Genomic DNA, 22,226 nt, shown 5'->3' with positions numbered 1-22,226 from the left:
CGACAGGCCGTCAGCGGCCGGATTTGCCGCCAGACGGCAGCAGCAATTCATCCTCTGCGGCGCAGCCGCGAGAGCATGACGATCACCACGATACCCGCTGCGGCCAGAATGGCTCCCCAGAGCATCCAGATCTTTTGAGCGATCATGAAACTGGACGCCGGATAGGGAAAATAGCCGCTTCCCTGCCCGATCCAGATCAGGCCTAGCAAGACCATGAGCAGACCTATGACATATCCGATCGTTCGCATGCTTCAGCTACCTTCGCCATCGATTCGGCCCCACAATGTCGATCGCGATCGCCGATGACAAGGCTTCTCCTGGACAGAACTGCAACCGCCGCTAATCATTTCTCTTCACCTCATCCGCCAGCCAGGCGCTGAGCCTCTCGCTGTGAACGTTTGGAGACCGCGGCGGCACCAGCCAGTAACCGTGGTCGGGCGCCTCCAGCGGTGGACCGGCTTCGACGAGCATGCGTGCCGAAAGAAGCGTATCGACGAGGCCCTTCCAGCCGATCGCGACGCCCTGCTCGCTGAGGGCGGCCTGGATGACCAAGGAATAGGTATTGAAGCTGATATCGCCGCGCCCGGCGTTGATGTCGCGCAGGACCGATAATTCGGCAAAGTAGCTGCGCCAGTCGAACCAGGGCGATGGCAGCGGTCCGTCAAGATGGATCAGCCGCGCCTTTGCGAGCTCTCTTGGATCGTCGAGGGGGCCGTTGCGATCGAGAAATCCGCGCGTGCAGACGGGCACGACCCTCTCCGGCAGCAGGAGCGTACCGACGGCTGCAAATTCCTTACGCGTACCGAAAACCACCGCGACATCGGCTTCATCGCGGAATCCGGCCGCAAGCCTCTGCGTCGCAATGATCTGTATGTCCGTTTCTGGATGCAGAAGGCGAAACCTCTCCATCCGTGGTATCAGCCAAAGTGCGGAGAATGCATAGTCTGTCCTGAGCCTGACGACCGGCCGTTGAGCTTCGACGCGAAAACTGCGGGCGAGTGCATCGATGTCGCCGACTGCCTTGGCGGTCACCGCGAGAAGGCGCTCGCCTTCCGCGGTCAGCTCGACGCCACGATGCTGGCGGCGCAGCAGGCTGACACCGAACTGGTCTTCCAGCCGGCGGATCTGGTAGCTGACGGCGGGCTGGGTCAGCCCGAGTAGCGTCGCAGCCGCCGAAAAACTGCCCAGTCGCGCGACTTCAACAAAAAGGCGCATCCATCCAAGCTCAGGGGGGTGCTCTGCCATAAAAATCCCTTTAGGCAGCCATCGAAAAAAGCTGCCTTTACAGGCGCAATGATAGGCGCTTCAATAAAATCTTCAAATAGCAAAAGGCAAATCATATGGCGCGCCCGAATATCCTCATTCTCATGGTGGACCAGTTGAATGGGACCTTGTTTCCCGATGGTCCGGCCGATTTCCTTCATGCGCCGCATTTGAAATCCCTGGCCGAGCGCTCGGTGCGCTTCGCCAATACCTATACGGCAAGCCCGCTCTGCGCGCCGGCGCGGGCATCCTTCATGTCGGGACAATTGCCGAGCCGAACGCGCGTCTATGACAATGCGGCGGAATTCGCCTCCGACATTCCCACCTACGCCCATCACCTACGCGCCGCCGGATACCAGACGGCGCTGTCAGGAAAGATGCATTTTGTCGGCCCCGACCAGCTGCACGGTTTCGAGGAACGCCTGACGACGGATATCTACCCGGCGGATTTCGGCTGGACGCCCGACTACACCAAGCCCGGCGAGCGCATCGACTGGTGGTACCACAATCTCGGCTCGGTCACGGGCGCCGGTGTGGCCGAAATCACCAACCAGATGGAATATGACGACGAGGTCGCCTATCACGCCACGCGGAAACTCTATGATCTCTCCCGTGGCCATGACGAGCGCCCCTGGTGCCTGACCGTCAGCTTCACCCATCCGCATGACCCCTATGTCGCGCGCCGCAAATTCTGGGATCTCTATGAGGACTGCCCGGCCCTCGATCCGGCGGTTGCGCCGATCGCTTTCGATGAGCAGGACCCGCACTCGCAGCGTCTGATGAAAGCCTGCGATCACGAGGCTTTCGACATCAGCCCGGAGGAGATCAGACGGGCAAGACGCGGCTATTTCGCCAATATCTCCTATGTCGATGAAAAGATCGGCGAGATTCTCGATGTGCTCGAACGCAGCCGCATGGCCGACAACACGATCATCCTCTTCGTGTCCGACCATGGCGACATGCTCGGCGATCGCGGCCTCTGGTTCAAGATGAACTTCTTCGAAGGGTCGGCCCGCGTTCCGCTGATGATCGCAGCGCCCGGCTGGGCGCCGAAGCGCATCGACCAGCCGGTTTCCACCCTCGACGTGACGCCGACGCTCGCCGGCCTCGTCGGCATCGATATAGCCTCACTGAAACCGTGGACCGAGGGCGAGGATCTCGCCCCGCTTTCCCAAGGCACCGGCAGCCGCGGCCCCGTGCCGATCGAATATGCCGCTGAAGGTTCCGAAGCGCCGCTCGTCTGCCTGAGGGATGGGCGATACAAGCTGTCGCTCTGCGAGAAGGACCCGCCGATGCTTTTCGACCTCGAGGCCGACCCGAGAGAATTGAATAATCTGGCGAGCGATCCCTCGCATGCTGAAGGCTTGGCGCGGCTAACCGAGCAAGCAAGCCGGCGCTGGAACCTTGGCGATTTCGACGCAGCCGTGCGCGAAAGCCAGGCGCGCCGCTGGGTGGTTTACGCAGCGCTTCGCAACGGCGCCTATTACCCCTGGGATTATCAGCCGCTGCAGAAAGCCTCGGAGCGTTATATGCGCAACCACATGGATCTGAACGTGCTGGAGGAAAGCCAGAGATTCCCGCGTCAGGAATAAGCGCGAAGTCCTTGGACTTTAAGCCGTCCTGCGCTCTGGCGCCTCGCGCAGAAAATCCTCGATGAATTTTTTTTGAAGCAGGATCCCGTCCCATTCATCGGCGAAGAACGGCGAGTCGTAAATCACAGTGAAAGGACCGGCGTAACCGGCCTGCTCGCACATCTCCAGGCACTTGCGGTAGTCTTCGGCATCGAGACCTGCAGGGCCGTAATCGGCCTTGGCGTGGCAGATTTCCGCCCGGCGCATGATATCGGCAAGACCTTCGTACTTGGCGGGTGCCGACCAATTGCCGAGGTCGCCGTTAAGGCCGACCTTGCCGTCCAGCCGGTCCAGCAGCCAGTTCATCTCCAGCGGCGACGGCAGCAGGTCGAACCAGTTCTCGACAACGACGCGCACCCCACTGCCTTTGGCCTTGTCGGCCAACCAGTTCAGATGGCGGGCAGCGCGAGCAAGGTTTCCCTCCGTCGGCTTCTGCTTGCCGGCAATGACCCGCATCCGCTCAGCCCCGAGGGCAGCGGATATGTCGATCCAACGCGCCATCCATTCGACGTCGCGTTCGGCCGTTTCGGGATGGCTCGGGTCACCGTCCTCGACGAGCAGCGTCTGGAACAGCACATTGGACGCTGCCATCGCGTCGCGCAGCTCGTGGAGGTAGCCGGTTTCGAGGCTCGGCAGATGGAAGGAACAGATCTCCAGCCGATGGATGCCACGTACCGCCAGCGCCGCCGGAACGTCGATCAGCGCCGCGACACCGGGGCCATACGGTTCTTTGGGGGCAGCGCGTTTGCTGGGATCAGGGCTGTAGGCATGGACCGCGCCGAGCAGCCGGTGCAGTGACCACGTTGAAACCGCAAAGCGTTCGTTCTGCAAAAGCTGCATGTGCCTTCCTCCAGAAAGCTTCTCGTTCCATTAATGGCAAAAAAAGCCCGCGCGCTTCAATTGCCGTCAAGCGAAATCGCCACGGATGACTGCCTCGGCGGCCAGGGCAGCCCCCAACAGCGCCTCGTCGCGATGGGCGGTCGCTGAAAGCAGCAGGCCGACAGGCATGCCGGCCCCGGCCGTGCCGCAGGGAACGGAAACGCCGCACCAGTCGAGAAAGTTACCGAGCGCGGTGTTGCGCAGCGTCTTGTTGTTGGTCGCGAAGAAGAGCTCGTCGTCGCGCTCCAGCGGCGCGATCGGCGGAGCGACATGGGCGACCGTGGGGAAGGCGATCAGACGATTGCCAATGAGACGGTCGGTATCGGCGATCAGGCGGCTGCGCGCCTGCAGCATCGCGATGTAATCGGGCGCCGTCGTCCTGCTTCCCAAGCGAGTGCGCATGACGACGCGATGGTCCATACGCTCTGCGTCCGGTCCCGCCAAACGCTCCTGGTGAAGGGCGAAAGCCTCCGCCGTCACTAGCGGACCGTATCTTGTCATCAGATCGAAAATTTCGTTGAAGGCGGGAATAACCGTGCGGGAAACAGCGGCGCCCGCACTTTGAAGGCGCTCCAAAGCTGCCTCGAAAGCCTCGACAACGCCCGGTTCCGCCGCATCGAAAACGACATTTTCGGGCACGAGCAATTCCAGTCCCCGCAGCGGACGCTCGGCGAGATCGGGAACGGTCAGGCCGCGCATCGCCGCATCGATCCACACGGCATCCCTGACGCTGCGGCAGAGCGGCCCCAGCGAATCGAGGCTCTTTGCCAGCGGATAGACGCCGCCCATCGCATGACGACCTGATGTCGCCTTGTAGCCGACGATGCCATTGAAGGCGGCGGGAATGCGCACCGAGCCGCCGGTATCCGTGCCCATTGCGACCGGCACCAACCCGGCTGCGACGGCAACACCGGCGCCAGAGGAGGAGCCGCCGGGGATGCGCGGGAGATCGGTGCCGCGCGGATTGACCGGCGTGCCGTAATGGGGATTGATGCCAAGGCCGGAAAAGGCGAATTCGCTCATATTGGTGCGGCCGATGGCGACCATGCCCGCCCGCCTGAGGAGACTGACGATCGCCGCATCGCGAGTGGCGGGCGCGTCGGCGGCCAGGACGACGGACCCTGCCGTCGTCGGCAGGCCCTCGATGTCGAAAAGATCCTTCCAGGCGATCGGAATGCCGTCCAACAAACCGAGCGAGCGCCCTTCCCGCAAACGTTTGGAGCAGGCGCGCGCCTCCTCCATCGCCCGACCTTCGAGCAGTGTGGTGAAGACCGCCTTGTCGGCATAGTTCGCTATGGATTCGAATACCGTCTCGGCCACATCGATCGGATCGGCGGCGCCGCCTTGGATGAGAACGGAAAGCTGGGCGACCGACATCGCACCGAAGGATTTGCTCATGAGATGGTCCTGATGAGAGATGCTGCCAAGAACTAACCTGGATCATTCGAGCGGGCCAGAGCCTCACGATCTTTTGCATTTATTGGTACGAATTTTTGAACACTGAGTTTGAATATTGCCCCTTCAATTGCCACGATTGAAGACACACATGCATGCACGCATGGCGAGCCGGCTCGGCACGAGGGTGAGAGTTTACTCTTTGACCGGCCGCATGTGTTGCAGGAGTAGTTAGAATGACAGATTGTGAAACTTTAAGCGGTCGCCAGGATATGGTGACCCTCCACGTGAAAGAGGACGAAACTGCTGGTCCGGGCGAGCGAGACTATGTGGAACATGTCAGCGCCCAGAAACTTTCCGGTTTCGAGCGTGTTGTCGTCGTCGCAGCGTTGATTGTCTTGAGCTTTGTTGGTTTTGCCGCATATTCTTCCAGCGAGACGGATCCGGTGACGACATCGGCCATTGCCGCCACACCTGGCGATACGCCGCATCATCAGCCCTACGGCCATTGCCGTGACAGCAGTCCTTATGCTGAAAGGGTCTGCTGACAGCAGAGTCTACGACCCCTGGCGACATTGATCGCCAGGGAGAAGTTCCTTCGCCGGGCATAGAGACCTCTGGCTCAAGGCTGCGTTGACAGCAAAAAGAGGAAAGAACCATGGCCGGCAAGATCGAATACAATCTCGAACGTTTCGTCGATGCCCAAAACGGCGTCTACGAGCAGGCGCTGTCCGAGCTGAAGGCCGGACGGAAAACCTCGCATTGGATGTGGTTCATCTTTCCGCAGATCGCTGGTCTCGGCACTTCTGCAATGGCGGAAAAATATGCCATACGCTCGGCCGGGGAAGCGGCCGCCTATCTCGCCGATCCCACGCTCTCAAGCCGGCTGCTGCGCTGCGTCGAGGCTCTTTTATCGATCGACGGCCGATCGGCCCATGACATCCTCGGCTCGCCTGATGATCTCAAGCTGCGCTCATCGATGACCTTGTTTGCAGCGATCAGCGATCACGGGTCGCCCTTCCACCGGGCGATCGACCGTTTTTATCAAGGAAAATTCGACGAGCGGACGATCGAGATCCTCAGCGCCAAGGACTAGAGCGGTTCAGCTTTTCACGGAAGCGCAGACCCGCTCCAAGTTTTTGTTTTTACGCAATTCCCGGCAAAGGCGCTCCGCGCTTTTCCTGGAATTGCTCTAACCGGAGCGACATGGGCCGCCAAGTTTTTCTATCAGGCCGAGATTTTGGCGCGCACATGTTGCCTACCCCGAGTAGTTGGCGTTTATTGCCCATGGCGCAAGCCAGCGAAGACCGCCTCTGTCGCCTTTTTTGTGAGTATCTGCTTAAATTCTTGAGTTGTTAGCTTTTTTTCACGATGATGCCGGTGAACGCATCCGAGTCTTGGGTAAGAATGTCTGATGGGGATCAAATTGCCAATGCTGCAGATCAGAGCTGGGACTAAATGCATTGCCTTTTTGCTGGCGACCGGAGCGATTTTGGCTGGTTGCCAGTCATCCGGCGTTGATGGTCTGGCTGCTTACGGCGACAGCGCAAAAACTCTCCAGGATGACTCGGCCGTCGCCTTCTATAAGAACGACGAGCTGATAACCAACGGCAAACTGCAGTTTCAGGAAAAGAATTACGGAAAATCCTACGCCATCTACAAGCGAGCGGTTGACGTTTTTCCGGAAGACCCGGCCGCCTGGTTAGGCTTGGCGGCCTCCGCCGATATGGTTGCCCGCTTCGATACCTCCGACCGCGCTTATCAGCAACTCTCGCGGATGATCGGCAACACCCCGGTCTACTACAACAATATCGGCTATTCTCACCTGTTACGCGGTGACCTGCGTACCGCCAGGCGCTATTTCCTGAAAGCCTATGAGCTTGATCCCGGAAACGAAGTCACTGCCCGTAATCTCGAACTGATGAAGAACAGCGTGAAGTATGCTCAGCGGTAATCGATCCTTCAGCGATCGGCAATCTGCGTCGAGATGAGAACGCCCTGGATATGAGCAGCGGCACGACGCCCCTGGCGGCGTCCACCGATTGCTTTGGAGATTTCGGCGAGTCGGTGTTTACCGTGCCTTCCGAAGAATGAGCTTGCCTTCCGGCGAGAGTGTGCGTTCGTAACGCGGCAGGTTACTGACGGAAATGCCGCCGGCTTCGATCGACGCAAGGGTGCTATCTGCAGTTTGCGTTTCCGCTGACACGCCACGGGGTGCGAAAAACTGTGCCGGCTCCTTGCCGGGTGCACTGAGGACCAAAGCTGAACCCATGCGTGCACCGCTCATGTCGTTGCGCATTCCTTCGTTGATCGACAGAATGGACTTTTGCAGGCTATCAATCTCCTGGCGGATCAGTGCGACTTCGTCGGCCTTGGCATTGTCCGCTATGTTGCCCGACTGCTTTTCCATTTGTCCTCTCAGGCCATCAATCGACCTCTTGAGCGCGGCCATGGTCTCGCGGCTCTCGCGAACATCGGCCGAGTTCTTGGCAGTATAAATGAGAACGCCGGCATTCACCGGCAGGAGCATCAGGATCAATCCGACGAGCAACGGGTTTCTTGAGCCTCTCGGCTCTGGTGTTCGCATGTGGCTTGGTTTTGCGCGGTCGGCTTCGACGTCGATATTCGGTATGCCGGTCATTGTTTTACTCCCGTAAGCCATGAAATCCGTGTTGGACACAATGTCCAGGAACAGGCGGTGATCAGCGCCAGGCCCGCAATCATTCCGACGTAAATACACCTTCCCACGCGCGTTCGAGCATCTCAAGCGACGCGATTCGCGCTAAGCCATTAAACTCGCAGTAGGAACCGACGAAATCGAGAAGATACTTCGGATGGTAGCAAGACGCTAACACATCACCGTTGTACTTGCGATCGTAGAACAAGTTCAGCTCTGGGTCAGCGACAACCAATCCAGTGCCGCTGGCGTAGGATTTGAAAATTCTGAGATATTCGTCGCGCGACGGAGTGTTGACAAAAATCTTGTATTTGAGGCGCCGCAAGCCCGCCTCGTCGGAGAGGTCCTTCGGTGCGATATTCGTTGAAAACACGACCAGCTCGTCAAAGGGAACCTTGAACTTCTTGCCGGTGTGCAGCGTCAGGAAGTCATATCCGCGCTCGAGCGGCACAATCCAGCGATTGATGAGCGCCTGTGGCGCCACTTGCTGACGCCCGAAGTCGTCGATGATGAACACGCCGCCGGACGCTTTCAAGTGTATGGGTGCTTCATAGACATTTGGCCCGGCGTTGAAGGTGAGATCGAGCTGATCGAGGGTCAATTCCCCGCCCGTCTTGATCACCGGACGGCGGCATTCGATCCATCGTTGATCCGCTTTCGAATGGGAGTCCGTGCCAGCCTCCGATACGGGGTGATGCACGGCCTCGTCATAGAAACTGATGACATGACCGCCGACCTCGATGGCATATGGCACCCAGATCGTTTGCCGAAACAGTTGCGACGTCCGCTCGGCGATGCTGGTCTTCCCGTTGCCGGGCGGTCCGTAAAGCAGGATAGAGCGACCGGAGTTGATGGCCGGGCCGAGTTTTTCGACCAGGGTGTGCGAGAGCACCAGCCCCTCAAGGCTGTCGGTCAGCCGGTCTGGGGTCACGCGCTCGTGATGGATGGACTGCAAACCTATTTGCCGGCAGAACGCGTCGAGCGACACCGGCGCCGGCCCGACATATTGGCATTGGCGCGACGCCGCGTGGGCATATTCGAACCCCTTCGTTGACAGCGCATATCGAACATCGGATCTGACATCCTCACCCGCCAGGCCGCGAGCCTCGAGGTATGCGAGTTTCACCAGTTCCTTGATCAAAATATTGACGATCACTTTCGGCAATTTCATGCGCTCAGCGAGATGAGATGCCGTGGTTGTATCCTGCTCGGCTGCACATTTTGCGGCCAGCCGAAGCAGGAACGACTGGTCCAATCCCGCTTGTTCTATGCTCGCCGGTGCCATCGGCATGCGCGGATCGAGAGAAATGACGGCATCGTTACGATCCTGTTCGAGCGAATACTGCATACGACCTCGCTGGGCTTAACCGCCGGGTTTCATGCCGATGAGAAGACTGACGACACGCATAATAATGGGAACGAGAACGATGAGGAGGCTTACCGGGAAAAGGAAGGCGCCGAGCGGCAGCAGCATCTTGACCGGCAGGGCGTTCGCCTTTTCCTCCGCGCGAACCACACGCAGGTCACGCATTTCCTTGCTGTAGACCCGCAGCGTCTGCGTGACGCTAGTCCCGAGCTCCTCCGATTGGCGGAACAGAACGGAAAGGGCCCGGGCCTCGTCGATCCTCAGGCGGGTGGCAAGGTTGGCGAGCGCTTCGCGCAATCGCCGGCCGCCCCGCACTTCCAGCATCATGATCGAGAGATGGAGGCCGAAGTCCTGCTGCTTGTCGACGAATTCGCGAGCAACCCGGTTCGCCGCCGCCTCGATGCTCATGCCCGCATCGAGGCAGACGATCAGCATATCCATGAAATCGGGAAAGAGGCGGCGGTACTCCCTTTCCTTTGCGGCGCCCCGCCGGTCGATATAGATGTTGACGAGAATGAAGGTTGCGCCCGCAGCAAACATGGCAATGATCAGGGCCGCCATCTGCGACATGGCTGGCGCGATCCGGTTTACGGCCCAGACCGCCGCGACGAGCATGCCGATACAGACCACCGCGCGAACGACTTGGAAGGTGGTGACGGCGCCGGCAGCGAAATATCCAGCCCGGATCAGCCGATTCTGGGTGGAGTGCACATTCGTGTCACGTCGCGTAATCTCGAAATAGCGACGGATCAAGCGGTTTTCCGCCTCACCGAGATCGGCAATCGTCGTATCGCCGAGCTGGAACTCCTCGCGGGCTGCCGCCGAGCTTTTCGACACCCGAACGGAGACCTCGCGCTGTCGAAAAAACAGTTCCGAGGCTGCTGCAGTAAAGATCAGGACCGCAAAGAAGACGATGAGGTAAATTCCATACTCACTCGACATGACCGCCTCAGTACTCGAAGTTGACCATCTTGTAGAGAATGACATTCCCGATCGCCATGACGACCAGCAGCACGCTCACCACGGCGGTTCCATAGCCGCTATCCCAGAGGGGATCGAAGTAGGTCGGCGACAACGCCTTGATCATCGCATAGAGCAGAAAGGGATAGACCGACATGAAGATCGCCGTGATGCGTCCTTCCGAGGAAATCGCCCTGACCTTTGCCTTCAGCATCGTCCGGTCTCGCAGCGTCTTCGAAAGGTTCTGCAAGATCTCGACCAGATTTCCGCCGGTTCCCGCCTGGACGCTCAACGAAATCGAAAGCAGATTCAGATCCTCGACGCCGACCCGGCCTGCCAGGTTGAGAAGGGCATCGTCCAGTGTCACGCCGTAGGCGAGTTCATCCGAGAGGAGGCCGAATTCGGTGCCGATCGGATCCGGCATCTCGCGGGCCACCAGAGCAATCGCCGCCGGCAGCGGATGGCCGGCCGCCAAGCTGCGATTGGCGACATCGAGCGCTTCAGGGAGCTTCAGTTCGAATTTCTTCATGCGGCGCGCCCGGGCGCGCCAGACGACGAGCGCAGGGACGAGGAGGCAGATCAGCAGAAAAACGGGTATTCTAAACAGGGTGCTCGGCACGAGGAACTGAACGACCAACCACGTCACAAGCGCGCCGGCGATCGCGACGAGGGCAAACCGCCGGACATCGAACTTGATTCCCGATTGGGCGTAGAACTGCAGCAGCCGCTGCATCACGGCGATTTGCCGCCAACTGCCGCCGGCGCCGCGCTCCTTGAGCATATCGCCATAGGTCTTGCGATGATCGTCGCTGACCTCGAGCAAACGCAACCGATGGTTCACCGCGCGATGGCGTTCGGATGTCTTGAAGTAGCCGCGCATGATCGCTTCGACAGCGACGAGGGCAGCGGTGAAAACGGCAGCGTAAACGAGAGTCAGGGTCGTCATTGAACAGGTCCCGTCTGCAGCGGTTTACCGGGATCGAAAATCGACACAGGGATATCGATGCCGAGTTCGGCAAATTCCTCGACGAACCGCGGCCGGATGCCGGTGGCGCGGAATTCTCCATGAATGCGCCCGCCTTCGTCGGTGTTGATTTTCTTGAATTTCATAATCTCCTGCATCTGCACCACTTCGCCTTCCATGCCGGTGATTTCGGAAATCGAGACAACCTTGCGGCTGCCGTCGCTCAGGCGCTGGACCTGCACGATGACGGTGATGGCGGACGAGATCTGCGAGCGAATGCTCAACTGCGACATCGGCATCCCGGCCATGCCGACCATCTGCTCAAGCCGGCCCACGGCGTCGCGAGGCGTGTTGGCGTGAATGGTCGTCATCGACCCCTCGTGACCGGTATTCATCGCCTGCAGCATGTCGAATGCCTCGTCTCCGCGGACTTCGCCGACGATGATGCGGTCGGGGCGCATGCGCAGGGCGTTTTTCAGAAGTTCGCGTTGACGGATCTCGTTGCGTCCGTCGAGCGTCGGCGGCCGGGTTTCCAAACGCCCGACATGGGGCTGCTGCAGTTGAAGCTCGGCCGCATCCTCGATAGTGATCAGGCGCTCCTTTGGAGAAATCTGCGAGGAGAGAGCATTGAGCAAGGTGGTCTTGCCAGAACCGGTGCCACCTGAAATGACCATGGACACTTTGCCCTTGACTGCGGCGCTGAGAAGGATGCGCATCGCATCGGCCATGGCGCCATATTGCACGAGGCGCTCCAATGTCAGCGGCTTGCGGGTGAATTTGCGGATGGAAACGAGCGGCCCATCGACCGAGATCGGCCTGATGGCGACGTTGACACGTGAGCCATCCTTGAGGCGGGCATCAACCATCGGCGTCGATTCGTCGACGCGGCGGCCGACCGCCGAGACGATCTTGTTGATCACCCGAAGGAGATGGTCCTCGTCCTTGAAACGCACGGCGGTGCTTTCGAGCTTGCCGCTCCGCTCGACATAGACGCTGCTGTAGCCGTTGATGAGAATATCTGCGATCGTCTCGTCGGCCAGCAGTGGCTCGATTGGTCCCAGCCCGAGCATCTCATCGGTGATATCGCGGATCAGATCGTTGATTTCCTTGGCATTCAGCGGAAAGTTGTTACTCCGGATATAGTCCTTGACCAACGGCCGGATCTCGGTCGCGATCTCCTCGTTGTCGAGCGTGTCGAGGATCCCGAGGTTGATACGATCGAGCAGGTAACGGTGCAGATTGACCCGCTCGGAAACCATGTCCGGCCCCAGAGACGCCTCTTCGCCACCCGCCGTGGCGCTGTCGGAGACCGGTCGGGCAGGCATGTTCTGAGCTGCGACGAGAGACAGGTCGGCCGCCTCCGGATGTTCGCGGCTTTCAGGCTCCTGCTGATGCTTGTAGAAACGCCCCATGATGCCGTTCGCCATGCTTCCCACCCCTGAACTATTTTACAATGACCGTGGAACCGACTTTCACCCTCTCATAGAGATCGATGACGTCGGCATTGCTCATGCGAAAACAGCCCGATGAAGCGAAATCGCCGACCGTCGACTGCTCGTTCGTTCCGTGAATGCGGTAGAGCGTGTCGGTCCCGCCCTTGAAGAGATAGATCCCGCGAGCGCCCAAGGGATTGAGCGGACCGGCAGGTACCAGGTCCGGAAGTCCGGCCGCGCGCGCCTTCATCTCGGCAGGCGGGCGCCAGTCAGGCCACTCTGCCTTGCGTCCAACCTTGACGGTCCCGCTCCAGCGAAATCCGTCACGTCCGACGCCGATCTTGTAACGGATCGCACGTCCTTCAGAGATGACGAGATCCAGCGTTCGGTTCGCGCTGACGATGACGATCGTTCCGGCCGCGTAGCTTTTTTCGATCGTCACCACGGTGCTTGTCGTCGGCCCGAGGCTTCGAGGCACAAGCCCGGCTGCCGCGGCATCCCCGGCAACGGCCAGAACGGCCAGAGCCAGAAGGCCGACGCAGGACCTTATGCGCCCACGGTCACTCGCCTTCATCGTACCAATGCTCCAAGTTTACCGACCGCGCCGCAGAAGCGCGCGCGGGAATTCACCTGAGCCGGCAGCACGCCTCGGTTAACCGCCTCGCTCAAAGTATCCCATTCATCCGCAATGACATGCGTCGGGATGCCCTTGAAGATCTTCTCCGTCTGTTGTCGGCGCAGGCCGAGGCCGAAAAGCTTGGCGCGGTATTTGTTTATGATGATAAATATCTGATCCGAACTGCCTCGCAGCCGTACCAGATTGGCAAACAAATCCCTGGCTTGAGAAAGCGCGGGAATCGTCATTTCGGTGACGATGTAGATGCTGTTGACCGAAGTGAGCACCTCGTATTTCCACGGCGTGTCATAATAGGGGACGTCGACGACCGTGTGGTCGCTCTCGAAGGCGGCCACGTCGAGCATACGCAGCACGAGTTCACCACCCTTCGGCGACAGAAGGACTGACGGCTGCTTGAAGGAAAGCAGTGAAAAGCCTCCCGGATGCCGCTTTCGGACGAGATCGATGAATTCCAGATCGACCCGGGAAGGGTTGGCGATGACGGGTTTCAAGTCATAGTCGTTCACAAGATTGAGATAGTAGCCAAGCGCCCCGGAGCAAAAATCCGTATCGAACAGGTCTACCCGCGGCGTCGAGTTCTTGGTCGGCTGAGCCAGCGAATGTGCAAGCGACGAAGCGATCATGCTGGCGCCCGCACCACCGACGGCTGAGACCACGGCATGCACCCGGCTGTCGCTGGCCCCGGTGCCTGGCGCATGGGTCGAAATCATGTCGATCAGGGCGCGGCGCTCGAGCGGCTTCTTCAGCCAGTCATTGCCGTTCAGGCGGAAGAGCAGCCGCAGCATGTCGTCCGGCAGGTCTTCGGAAACGACAACGAGGGGAATGTCGCGATAGCGGGTGCGAAACGTGAAGAGCTCCGGCTGCTGCAGCAACTCCCCGTTGTCGACGTCGAGAACGATCAGGTCGAACTGCGTCGGATCGAGCCGGCCCTTTTCTCCGAGCGCCTTCAGCGAGAGATGGCGGACATCGTAACGCGAAAGCGACCCGAACGTATCGAGCATGAAGCTCGCTGCCGCCGCGTCGTCGGAGAGAACCAGGATCTTGGTGGATGCGGCAATGTTCATGTGAGCTGTCATTTTCGCTTTCCTACGCGTAACAAGGAGTCAGCAGGTTGAGCAGGTCTTCAGGTCTTCCGTCGTGATGGTCACCGGATGGGCCGGGATGGTGACGTCGTTCAGTCCCAACAGCCCGCCGAGGATCGGCAGATCGAAGGTGATGTCACGCACCTCTACCCGCATCGACAGCACGGGTCCGTCAGGGCGGCCCCAATAGCCGAGTCCCGATCGCTGATAGGTGACGACCAGATTCTGCGGTTGGATGCGCCAATTGAGATCGCAAATGCCGGGGTTGGGATCACCGGCGGTGCAAACGCCATCGCTTCCCAGAACGATCCGGTTCAATGCCGCGGTGCAGTTGGCAAGAGCCGGTCCGCAGGTCGACGATATCGTGGCATCGTTCGGAGTGGCTTTGCCGTTGTTGAGCGGATCCGCAGCGTCGGTCGGGAAAACGGCATTGAAATTGGTTGTCAGCGGATCTGATACTGCCGCCAGTCGGGCACCATATTGCAGTGCCTTCACCGTCAGATTCCACTGCGACATGGCATAGCCGAACTCGATGAAGGCGGCGAATACTAGCATGACGATCGGAAAGGTCAGCAACGCTTCGACCAGGCTGGCACCACTGCTATCCTGCCAGAATGTCTTGATCTGCCGAAAGATCACCATCCGATATATCTCTCTTCATGGAAGGAACTGAGGGTGATGGCGTCGATTCCAAGAAAACCGAATACCGGCGAGCTCTGGTAGAGATGCGCAGTGGAAATGGTAATGTTCCCATCGGCGTCGGGCGCACTGATGGTAATGTCGGCAGGGTCGTTCCAGCCGGGGACGCGCGGTTGAGCGTTTGCCGCAGGTGTCTGCGTTCCGTAAAAAGCGATCGTCTTTGCCGTTGCCTGATTGCATGTCGGCACATAAGTTCCCGACAGCGGTCGGCATCGCGAGAGGTAACGCCCAGCATCCCGCAGACCTGCGTCGATCTGCATCCGCTGCCAGAAAATGCTGCCGAACTCCAGTATGGCAGCAGCAAAGAGCGTCACAAAGGGGATCGCGAGCAGCGCCTCGGCAAGCACCGCGCCTTCCTCCCGCCGCCAGAAGCTGAGGCAAAGCTGATGCAAGATAAACTTGCGGAGCGCCATCATCTGACCAACTCCGCTTCTTCCCGCAGGAATTCGTCTGCCGTACCCCGACCACCCTTGCCGGTGATGTCGATCATCTCCAGGGAAAGGTATCGTTCGCTGGAATCCTTTATCGCCGGCTTGGTCAGGAACATGCGCGCGAAGGCCACGGCGCGGGTGGCCTTATGACCGTTCAGATGCCCGACTGAGGCTTCATAGCCACAATTGACGATGGCTGAGAAGATTTCGCGGCGATCACCATATTCAGCCGCGGTATAGTTTGAAAGGTCCGGGCCGGTATAGCACTGGCCACCGGTTGTCGGTTTGCCGGTTTCGCCATTCGCCGAGGCATGGTTGATCAGAGATGGGTTAGCAAGCTCGTAACGATAAACGTCGTAGGCGGAGGGCTGGCTCGGTGTTCCGGTCGCCTGCGGGGGATAGCTGGAGTAGTTGCTGAGGACCGTGCTCACTGAAGGCGCAGCCGTGCCCTGCGCGACATTCCAATAGGTCGTGTAGTTCCAATTGTTGCCGCTGCTGATCTTGCCGCCGGCAAGCGAGCTCATGGCCGCTCCGTAGCCGAGCGGCAAAGCCTTGGTCGCATCGCCGACAACGTCTCCGACCATGACCGGAGCATAGGTATCGCAGTCCGGCTTTCCCTTGGTGGTTGTCCGAGCGGAGCGTACGTTTCGGGCAGGACGGTAACGATAATCTCCCTTCGCGCTATTGAACGAGGAGGCGTAAAAGCCGAAGCGCGTATTCACCCCGTCCTCGATGGGCCCCGCCATTGCGCCGGTCTCGGTATCAAGATTGTCCTGTGTGTAGCAGGCGCCGGGATTGCCAGTGGCAAGAGCCTCCGCCAGCACGGACGCACCATTGCCCAAGGGGGTCCGCAGGAAGCCGAAATTGCCGGGGCCGGGACTGGACGACGAGGTGCTGTGAAGCTCGATCTGTCGACCGTAGAGATTGCCGGCCGCAAAATTCGTGTGCAAGGCGGCTGCGGCAGCTGCGTCTGTGCTTTCACTGGTGTTGCCAGCAGGCTCGAACGGATTGCAGATAAAGATCGGCGTCACGTCGCATGCGCTGGCGTGGTATACCGCCACGGCGTCGGCGGCAATGTTGATCGTATCGCGGTTGAAGCCGACCGGAATCGGAAAGATCGTCTGCATAGCTTGCGGCTTGGCGATGACCCAGGCATAGGAAGCTTCGCTGGGCTCTGTCGTTTCCATCGAAGCCGGGATGGGCGTATCGTCATTGGCGGGGATGCTCTTCAGAAAAAGCACGGTAACCGTGCTTCCGGCATCATTGCCGGCGTCATAGCTCACGCTGATATACGAGCCAAGCGACATGCCGGTCCCGCCGCCGGAGAAAGCCGCGCTATTGGCGATTTTCTCGATCGCCGTCTGCGCCCTCGAAATGGCATCATCGCGGCCATCGAGTTCCCGGGCCCCCGCCAACGCCATCGCATCGACCGCGTTCTGGAGATCGGTATGCAGGTTGCTGCTGCGGCCGACATCGATGACCAGCAGCGAAAAGCCGAGAAGCATGGGCATGGCGATGAGCGTCAAGGCGATGACATAGCCACGATGATCATTCCAGAACCGTCTGACAACCCTGCTGAGCATTGGCGTCCCCCCATCACGGCGCTATCGCCGGGATGACCCCGTTTCGTGCATTTCCCCTGCGGCGCGCTGCGCCGTTCATGCCTTCCGCCAGCTACTGGCTGGCGATCGCCCCGTTGGAGGCCCCATTCGCCCCCATAGCCGGCGACGGCTGAACAACGCCTAGCCCGCCGTTCTGATATTGAGTGACCACCCTGCGGATCACCTTGCCGTCGCTTGCGATTCGGGTTCGCTGGGCTTCCGGCGGGAATGGGTCCTCGATCTGGATGGCCTTGTTTGCTTCCACGGCGTTGCCAAGCCCGAAGGTGACCGTGTCGCGATGGTTCATATAGTCGGCGCAGCCGGAAGCGAGGCCGGCGGCCGCAAAGACGAGAAGGACGCGCTTAGCGTTTTGTAGCAACGGCTTGGACTCCCTGGTTCAAGTCGAGACGGTGGCCATAAGGCCCGGTCACACCTACGCCATTTCGAAAGCGTCGGAGCATGTCCTTGTCGACTTCCAGAACCCCGAGCGCGAAGAGCTCGACGTCGTTGGACGAACGCGTCTGATCGAGCGGACTGTAGAGGTCCTCACCCGGGCGGGCCGGGCGCACGATGTGCGGCGTGACGACGATGACGAGGTCGGATTCCTTCTTCTGGAAACTCGTCGAACGGAACAGAGCGCCGAGCACCGGTATCTGCCCGAGTCCCGGCAATTGCTGGATGTCTTTGGCATTGATCGACTGCAGCAGGCCCGCCAAGGCAAAGCTCTGGCCGTCGCGGAGCGCGACCGTGGTGCTGGCAGCGCGCGAGATGAATCCCGGATTGCCGTTGACGTTGATCGACGGATCAATCTCGGAAACCTCAGGCTCGATCTCCAGGTTGATGAGACCATCATCAAGAACCACCGGCTTGAAGGTCAGCCGCACACCGAATGGGCGATAGTCCGTCTCTGTGGCCACCGTCGTGCCGTTGTTCGTCGTCTTCAGGATCGGCACTTCACCGCCGGCATGAAAGCTAGCGGTAGAGCCGCTCATGGCGATGAGGTTCGGCTGCGCCAGGCGGCGCACCAGTCCCTTCTGCTCGAGTGCGTTGATGACCACGTCGATGTGGCCGCCCGAGATTTCCAGCACCTTGGCGATCAGCTGGCCGAAGGGCAGCGCACCCGTTGCCGCACCCTTGGGATCAAGGAGGGTACGGGCCAGGCTGCCGTCGTCCACGGCGATCCCCTGGCTGGTCGTTGCCTTGCCGATGCGGTTGTTATTGCCGTAGCCGGACCATCCAATCCCGAGATCACGACCCGTCTGGCGCGAGGCTTCGATGACACGGACCTCCAACATCACCTGCTGGCTGTCACTGACCCGCAACTGATTCAGCACCGGCTGATCGGAATAGGATTGGGCGATTTCCATCACCCGCTGCAGTTCGATGCCGTCACGGACGAAGCCTGTCAGGCGAATGCGATCGTTGGAGTTGATGACCCTGACCCGAGCCGAGGGCGCGGCAGAGCGAATGGCGGAAGCGACTTCGCTGAAATCGCTCGCAACGCGGATGTCGATGACGCCGAGAAGCGACTTGTCGTCGCCATAGACCGAAATATTGGTGGCGCCGGGCTTTTTGCCGCGGATGAACAGCGACTTGTCGGAAAGCGGCACCACGTCGATCATATCGGCGCTGCCGATGACAAGATCACCGAAGGGCTGGCCTGTATTGAGCGTCAGCGTCTCGTTCGGAGGCAAGGTCACATGCTGGACTGATTCGCCTAAAGTGATGGACTTCTCCTGTGCGTTGGCGCGGCCGGCAACTCCGGGGCCCAAACATACACAGGCCGAAAACACTGCCGCTAGTGCCGCAAGGCTTTTCGTCCTCGCGATTTTTCTCTTGCCGTTCGCCATGCCTGCTTTAGCCCCCTCATCCGGCTCGCCACACCTGCGGCATTCCGCATCAACATCACTGGACCAGGCCGACTCGGTGCTCCTCGCGCTTCGTCGTGTTCCAGACTCCCACTGTCACCCACTTCGGCTCAACCGGCAACACCGGCTCAACCTTTTGTTCCACAATCTGCACTTGTTTTGCCGGTTCTGGCAACTGCTTTTCCAAATCCTTGCCCAGTTCTGTCGCCATCGCCCCGCCACCGAGGTCGGCGACAGTGATCGGCCGGGTCTGCTCGACTGAGGAAGAGGCAACATTGCGAAGCGCCAGCGAGAGCGTGCCGACACTGGAGCCGAGGGTCAGGCGCTGCGCCTCGTCGGTCGTGACCTCAAACGTCACCGTTTTCACGACGGATGGCTCGTCCTTGCGCTCGTCTGCCGTCTGGTCCACCGCAAGGACCTTGACGCCTTGCAGCAGCACGTCGACGAAGGTCTGATCGTTGCCTGCCGGTCCGCGCACGACCCGCGTCAGAAGCACGTCAACGCGATCGGAAGGCCTGACGAAGCCGGCAACGCCGAGCACGTCATTGACGCGGATGGAAACCGCCTTCATGCCCTGGTCAAGCGCCGCCGACAGCGTGGCGCGTTCGCCGGCACCAGTGATTTTCGAGGAGAGCACCGGCTCGCCAGGGTCAATCGCCGCCATGGCATAGCGCGGCTGGGCATCATTGCCGACGACCTTGTCGATACTGACGAATGAGCCTGTGGGTGTTTCATTGGAGGGCCACGGAATGGCCCTGAGGTTTTCGGATCGGATCCGGTCGCCGAAGCGCATCGGCGTGGCGGCGACAACAAGTGTCCTTTCCTCGGCCTTCGTCCCGTTCATCGCCAGCAGCCGGGCCTTCTGATCGGAGAGATACGCTCGCATGCCGAAAACGGCGGCGGCGGCGAGGACAAATGCAATAACGAGGCTTAAAATCGTTGAAGAACGCATCGCGGTTACTCGCTACACTGGACGGAGCGCATCCATTCATTGATGCTAATTTAGAAGAGAGGGGTTAACAAAGCCCCTCTCTTCAGCTCAAAAGCGCTGCTCAGGAAGCAGCTGAGGTGCATCACGCCGCCGGCGCTTCCAGGTCTTGTGCTTGGAACCAAGTGGCCCACGATGCCCATGCCGTGTTGAGTTCACCGCCGATCAGAACAACTGATGCAACAACTCCGCCGACCAACAAACCAAGCAGAATAAGGTATTCTGTCAGTGCGACGCCATCTTCTTCCCGCGCGAAAGCGCGTACGCTATTTACAAAAGCTTTCATCGAGAATTACCTCCCAGGTAAGTTGTGCGCCGTCATTTCCCCCGGCACTTTGTCGTCGAGACCGCCCCTTCGACTGGAAATATTAATAATCTGTTAATTCTAATTTAGTCAAATATTTTGTAAGGGAACTGGCTATATTTATACTTTATAGTTAAAACCGGAAATGACAGAGATGATCGTTAAAGCCGACTTTTTTGCCGTAACCGCACGGACCTAGCCTATACAGTAAGATTAAAGTAGCCGAAAAGGTTGAAGCCTATGCTGCAAATGGTCAATGTTATTAATTTTCTTGCAGTATGTCTTTTTCTCTACGCCGCCTGGAGCGATTTCTGCACATGGAAGATCCCCAATGCCGTCGTGCTGGCGCTCGTGACACTTTATGCACTGCGTGCGGTGGCCTTGATACTTGGCTCCAACGACGTCGGTGCGGCGCTGTTTGCTTCGAGCGGAATCGGCGGGGACATGGGCGCCGGTCTGCTGATGTTCATGCTTGGGGTGGCGCTCTGGGCATTCCGGCTGTTTGGCGCAGGAGACGCCAAGCTTTTCCTGCCGATCGGCCTTTTTGTTGGATGGCACGGAATGCTGCCGTTTGCGGTGTTGCTCCTTTTCATCGGCATCGTGACGCTGCTGGCCCTGCGGCTGCCGGTGCCGCTGCCCGTCGCGCATCTCGCCTTTTTCATGCGTGTCGAGGAAATTCGAAAGAGCCGAAAGATACCTTATGGCGTCATCATGGTTTTCGCCGCGCTCCTCACCATGGCTCTGCCCATGATCCGACAGCAGCTGCAGCTACGGTGAGCTTGCATCGCAGGAACGCGCTCGCAGGATGCTGAGATCTAAGCCGGAAAGGCTCTGGCCGCCCGATTTTCCAACGCGGCGATCTCCTCGGAGACCTCGCTCAATCGCTGACGCAGGTCGCTGTCGGTGCCGTCATCGACCTCTTCCTCGCCAAAACAATAGCGTGCCTCGTGAAGCTCGAGCTTGGCTTCGAGCTCGGCGCGTCTGGCATATAGGCGCTTGAGATAGGCGTAGTTCATCTCCCGGTCTCCACATCGTCCCGGTGATGGAAAAACGGTGTGGAGGCGGTAAGGTTCCGGTCTATCAGGTGAAAGAAGCGATCGCTGCTCGGCAGGCCTTGGCGAAATGGCCGCAACAGCCGGCGGCGCCCATTGCCTGACGGCTGACGCGCGCGCCTTCGAGCAGCAGCGTCAGCGTATCGGCAAGAAGTTGAGGTTCGCGCGCACCGGCCGCCGAACAGAGCGCGGCCAGGCGATCGCGCTGTGCGGCCTTGTGCCTCTCGATCATTTCATGGGCGGGATGCCCTTCTCCCTTGAGCTCGATGGCGGCGTTGGCGAGATCGCAGCCGGCCGGCTCGCCGTTCAGGCACTGCGCCCGCATCTCCACCCAGGCGTCGAGCTGGGCGCGGGGATCGCCGGGATGAGCGGCCTCCAGATCGCGCCAAATGGCATCGGCCTTCTCGGAGGCGCGCCGCAGCGTCTCGCAGACGAGTTCGTCCTTCGAGCCGAAATGCCGGTAGAGCGTCATCTTGTTGGTCAGCGCGGCGTCGGCGATGGCATCGACGCCGATGCCGCGGATGCCGCGCTCGCGGAAAAGCTCCACGGCCGTCGAGACGATGCGCTCCCGCGGCGGGATGCGATCTTCTGAAACGGTTGCGGAGATTTCATTCGAAGTTTCTGGTTTTTTTGCGGACGAAGTCCTTGACATCAATGTGACCGATCGGTAACAACAGCATTGTTACTTACCGGTAACACCACAGACCGCGAAAGTCAACGCAGAGGGTTGGCGGCGGATGTGGAACACGGGCGACCGCCCATGAAAGGAGGACAAACCATGAGAAAGACCAGAGACGACCTGACAATATCCGAAGCCCTTCGCGACCCCCTGATCGCCATGGTGTTGCGCGCCGACGGCGTGAAGCTTGAAGACTTCAAGCAACTCCTGGAAACGGCCGCCGGGAAAAGCGAACCACGCCCGACGCCGGTGGGCAAGATGATCGGAGCGCTTACGAGCCGCGCCAATCTGCCGGCTATTCCCTGCTTCGGCTGAAA

The 22,226-nt window shown here is 59.7% G+C and carries 26 protein-coding genes; 6 read left to right on the top strand and 20 right to left on the bottom strand.

The window, feature by feature from the left end; genetic code table 11:
* Positions 1-47 precede the first annotated feature (47 nt).
* Positions 48-248 carry a hypothetical protein gene (locus ACQ7C1_RS15320; RefSeq protein ID WP_097600776.1) on the bottom strand — a complete coding sequence of 67 codons (201 nt, stop codon included), beginning with the start codon at positions 246-248 and terminating at the stop codon, positions 48-50.
* Between the two features lie 91 nt (positions 249-339).
* Positions 340-1,245 carry a choline sulfate utilization transcriptional regulator gene (locus ACQ7C1_RS15315; protein ID WP_430958880.1) on the bottom strand — a complete coding sequence of 302 codons (906 nt, stop codon included), beginning with the start codon at positions 1,243-1,245 and terminating at the stop codon, positions 340-342.
* Between the two features lie 95 nt (positions 1,246-1,340).
* Between ACQ7C1_RS15315 and betC the strand changes: the two genes are divergently transcribed.
* The gene (gene betC / locus ACQ7C1_RS15310) at positions 1,341-2,855 is read left to right on the top strand and encodes a choline-sulfatase (protein WP_430958879.1); all 1,515 of its coding nucleotides are present in this window, start codon (positions 1,341-1,343) and stop codon (positions 2,853-2,855) included.
* Between the two features lie 18 nt (positions 2,856-2,873).
* Here betC and ACQ7C1_RS15305 read toward each other — a convergent pair whose 3' ends face one another.
* Positions 2,874-3,734 carry a sugar phosphate isomerase/epimerase family protein gene (locus ACQ7C1_RS15305; protein WP_430958878.1) on the bottom strand — a complete coding sequence of 287 codons (861 nt, stop codon included), beginning with the start codon at positions 3,732-3,734 and terminating at the stop codon, positions 2,874-2,876.
* 66 nt (positions 3,735-3,800) lie between these two features.
* A complete protein-coding gene (locus ACQ7C1_RS15300; RefSeq protein ID WP_430958877.1) occupies positions 3,801-5,171 on the bottom strand; it encodes an amidase in 1,371 nt (456 codons plus the stop codon).
* A 269-nt stretch (positions 5,172-5,440) separates the two neighbouring features.
* On the opposite strand from ACQ7C1_RS15300, the gene ACQ7C1_RS15295 reads away from it, so the two are divergent.
* From ACQ7C1_RS15295 to ACQ7C1_RS15285, 3 genes are all read left to right on the top strand, one after another.
* The gene (locus ACQ7C1_RS15295) at positions 5,441-5,716 is read left to right on the top strand and encodes a hypothetical protein (RefSeq protein WP_430958996.1); all 276 of its coding nucleotides are present in this window, start codon (positions 5,441-5,443) and stop codon (positions 5,714-5,716) included.
* 110 nt (positions 5,717-5,826) lie between these two features.
* Positions 5,827-6,264 carry a DUF1810 domain-containing protein gene (locus ACQ7C1_RS15290; protein WP_430958876.1) on the top strand — a complete coding sequence of 146 codons (438 nt, stop codon included), beginning with the start codon at positions 5,827-5,829 and terminating at the stop codon, positions 6,262-6,264.
* Between the two features lie 336 nt (positions 6,265-6,600).
* Positions 6,601-7,122 (top strand): tetratricopeptide repeat protein, encoded by a 522-nt coding sequence (locus ACQ7C1_RS15285; protein WP_097600785.1) that lies wholly within the window; start codon positions 6,601-6,603, stop codon positions 7,120-7,122.
* 117 nt (positions 7,123-7,239) lie between these two features.
* Here the strand turns inward: ACQ7C1_RS15285 and ACQ7C1_RS15280 are convergent, their stop codons facing one another.
* From ACQ7C1_RS15280 to ACQ7C1_RS15215, 14 genes are all read right to left on the bottom strand, one after another.
* Positions 7,240-7,809 (bottom strand): hypothetical protein, encoded by a 570-nt coding sequence (locus ACQ7C1_RS15280; protein WP_430958875.1) that lies wholly within the window; start codon positions 7,807-7,809, stop codon positions 7,240-7,242.
* A gap of 79 nt (positions 7,810-7,888) precedes the next feature.
* Positions 7,889-9,193, bottom strand: coding sequence for an AAA family ATPase (locus tag ACQ7C1_RS15275; RefSeq protein ID WP_430958874.1), 1,305 nt, complete (start codon positions 9,191-9,193; stop codon positions 7,889-7,891).
* Positions 9,194-9,208: 15 nt separating this feature from the next.
* Positions 9,209-10,153 carry a type II secretion system F family protein gene (locus tag ACQ7C1_RS15270; protein ID WP_430958873.1) on the bottom strand — a complete coding sequence of 315 codons (945 nt, stop codon included), beginning with the start codon at positions 10,151-10,153 and terminating at the stop codon, positions 9,209-9,211.
* A gap of 7 nt (positions 10,154-10,160) precedes the next feature.
* A complete protein-coding gene (locus ACQ7C1_RS15265) occupies positions 10,161-11,117 on the bottom strand; it encodes a type II secretion system F family protein (protein WP_430958872.1) in 957 nt (318 codons plus the stop codon).
* Positions 11,114-12,562 carry a CpaF family protein gene (locus ACQ7C1_RS15260; RefSeq protein WP_430958871.1) on the bottom strand — a complete coding sequence of 483 codons (1,449 nt, stop codon included), beginning with the start codon at positions 12,560-12,562 and terminating at the stop codon, positions 11,114-11,116. The genes ACQ7C1_RS15265 and ACQ7C1_RS15260 overlap by 4 nt, the downstream gene beginning before the upstream one ends.
* Positions 12,563-12,578: 16 nt before the next feature.
* Positions 12,579-13,142 carry a L,D-transpeptidase gene (locus ACQ7C1_RS15255; protein WP_430958870.1) on the bottom strand — a complete coding sequence of 188 codons (564 nt, stop codon included), beginning with the start codon at positions 13,140-13,142 and terminating at the stop codon, positions 12,579-12,581.
* The gene (locus ACQ7C1_RS15250) at positions 13,139-14,281 is read right to left on the bottom strand and encodes a pilus assembly protein (RefSeq protein WP_430958869.1); all 1,143 of its coding nucleotides are present in this window, start codon (positions 14,279-14,281) and stop codon (positions 13,139-13,141) included. The genes ACQ7C1_RS15255 and ACQ7C1_RS15250 overlap by 4 nt, the downstream gene beginning before the upstream one ends.
* Positions 14,282-14,308: 27 nt before the next feature.
* Positions 14,309-14,929 (bottom strand): TadE/TadG family type IV pilus assembly protein, encoded by a 621-nt coding sequence (locus tag ACQ7C1_RS15245; RefSeq protein ID WP_430958868.1) that lies wholly within the window; start codon positions 14,927-14,929, stop codon positions 14,309-14,311.
* Entirely contained in the window at positions 14,923-15,402 is a 480-nt protein-coding gene (locus ACQ7C1_RS15240; RefSeq protein ID WP_430958867.1) for a TadE/TadG family type IV pilus assembly protein, read from the bottom strand. Before ACQ7C1_RS15240 ends, ACQ7C1_RS15245 begins: the two co-directional genes overlap by 7 nt.
* The gene (locus ACQ7C1_RS15235) at positions 15,399-17,000 is read right to left on the bottom strand and encodes a TadE/TadG family type IV pilus assembly protein (protein ID WP_430958866.1); all 1,602 of its coding nucleotides are present in this window, start codon (positions 16,998-17,000) and stop codon (positions 15,399-15,401) included. The genes ACQ7C1_RS15240 and ACQ7C1_RS15235 overlap by 4 nt, the downstream gene beginning before the upstream one ends.
* A gap of 91 nt (positions 17,001-17,091) precedes the next feature.
* A complete protein-coding gene (locus ACQ7C1_RS15230; RefSeq protein ID WP_430958865.1) occupies positions 17,092-17,397 on the bottom strand; it encodes a hypothetical protein in 306 nt (101 codons plus the stop codon).
* Complete coding sequence (locus ACQ7C1_RS15225) at positions 17,381-18,868, bottom strand: type II and III secretion system protein family protein (RefSeq protein ID WP_430958864.1); 1,488 nt, start codon at positions 18,866-18,868, stop codon at positions 17,381-17,383. Before ACQ7C1_RS15225 ends, ACQ7C1_RS15230 begins: the two co-directional genes overlap by 17 nt.
* 55 nt (positions 18,869-18,923) lie before the next feature.
* Complete coding sequence (gene cpaB, locus ACQ7C1_RS15220; RefSeq protein ID WP_430958863.1) at positions 18,924-19,838, bottom strand: Flp pilus assembly protein CpaB; 915 nt, start codon at positions 19,836-19,838, stop codon at positions 18,924-18,926.
* 121 nt (positions 19,839-19,959) lie between these two features.
* Entirely contained in the window at positions 19,960-20,160 is a 201-nt protein-coding gene (locus ACQ7C1_RS15215) for a hypothetical protein (RefSeq protein WP_430958862.1), read from the bottom strand.
* Positions 20,161-20,418: 258 nt separating this feature from the next.
* Between ACQ7C1_RS15215 and ACQ7C1_RS15210 the strand changes: the two genes are divergently transcribed.
* The gene (locus ACQ7C1_RS15210; RefSeq protein ID WP_430958861.1) at positions 20,419-20,955 is read left to right on the top strand and encodes a prepilin peptidase; all 537 of its coding nucleotides are present in this window, start codon (positions 20,419-20,421) and stop codon (positions 20,953-20,955) included.
* A 38-nt stretch (positions 20,956-20,993) separates the two neighbouring features.
* On the opposite strand, the gene ACQ7C1_RS15205 is transcribed toward ACQ7C1_RS15210, so the two are convergent.
* Positions 20,994-21,194: a hypothetical protein gene (locus ACQ7C1_RS15205; protein ID WP_430958860.1), complete on the bottom strand. Its 201-nt coding sequence runs from the start codon at positions 21,192-21,194 to the stop codon at positions 20,994-20,996.
* A gap of 64 nt (positions 21,195-21,258) precedes the next feature.
* Positions 21,259-21,882, bottom strand: a complete 624-nt coding sequence (locus tag ACQ7C1_RS15200; RefSeq protein ID WP_430958859.1) for a TetR/AcrR family transcriptional regulator — start codon at positions 21,880-21,882, stop codon at positions 21,259-21,261.
* A gap of 126 nt (positions 21,883-22,008) precedes the next feature.
* On the opposite strand from ACQ7C1_RS15200, the gene ACQ7C1_RS15195 reads away from it, so the two are divergent.
* Positions 22,009-22,224: a hypothetical protein gene (locus tag ACQ7C1_RS15195; RefSeq protein WP_430958858.1), complete on the top strand. Its 216-nt coding sequence runs from the start codon at positions 22,009-22,011 to the stop codon at positions 22,222-22,224.
* Positions 22,225-22,226 lie beyond the last annotated feature (2 nt).

This window comes from Rhizobium sp. Nf11,1 (assembly GCF_050587665.1).
Classification (GTDB): domain Bacteria; phylum Pseudomonadota; class Alphaproteobacteria; order Rhizobiales; family Rhizobiaceae; genus Rhizobium.
This window is presented reverse-complemented; position numbering and strand designations above follow the sequence as displayed.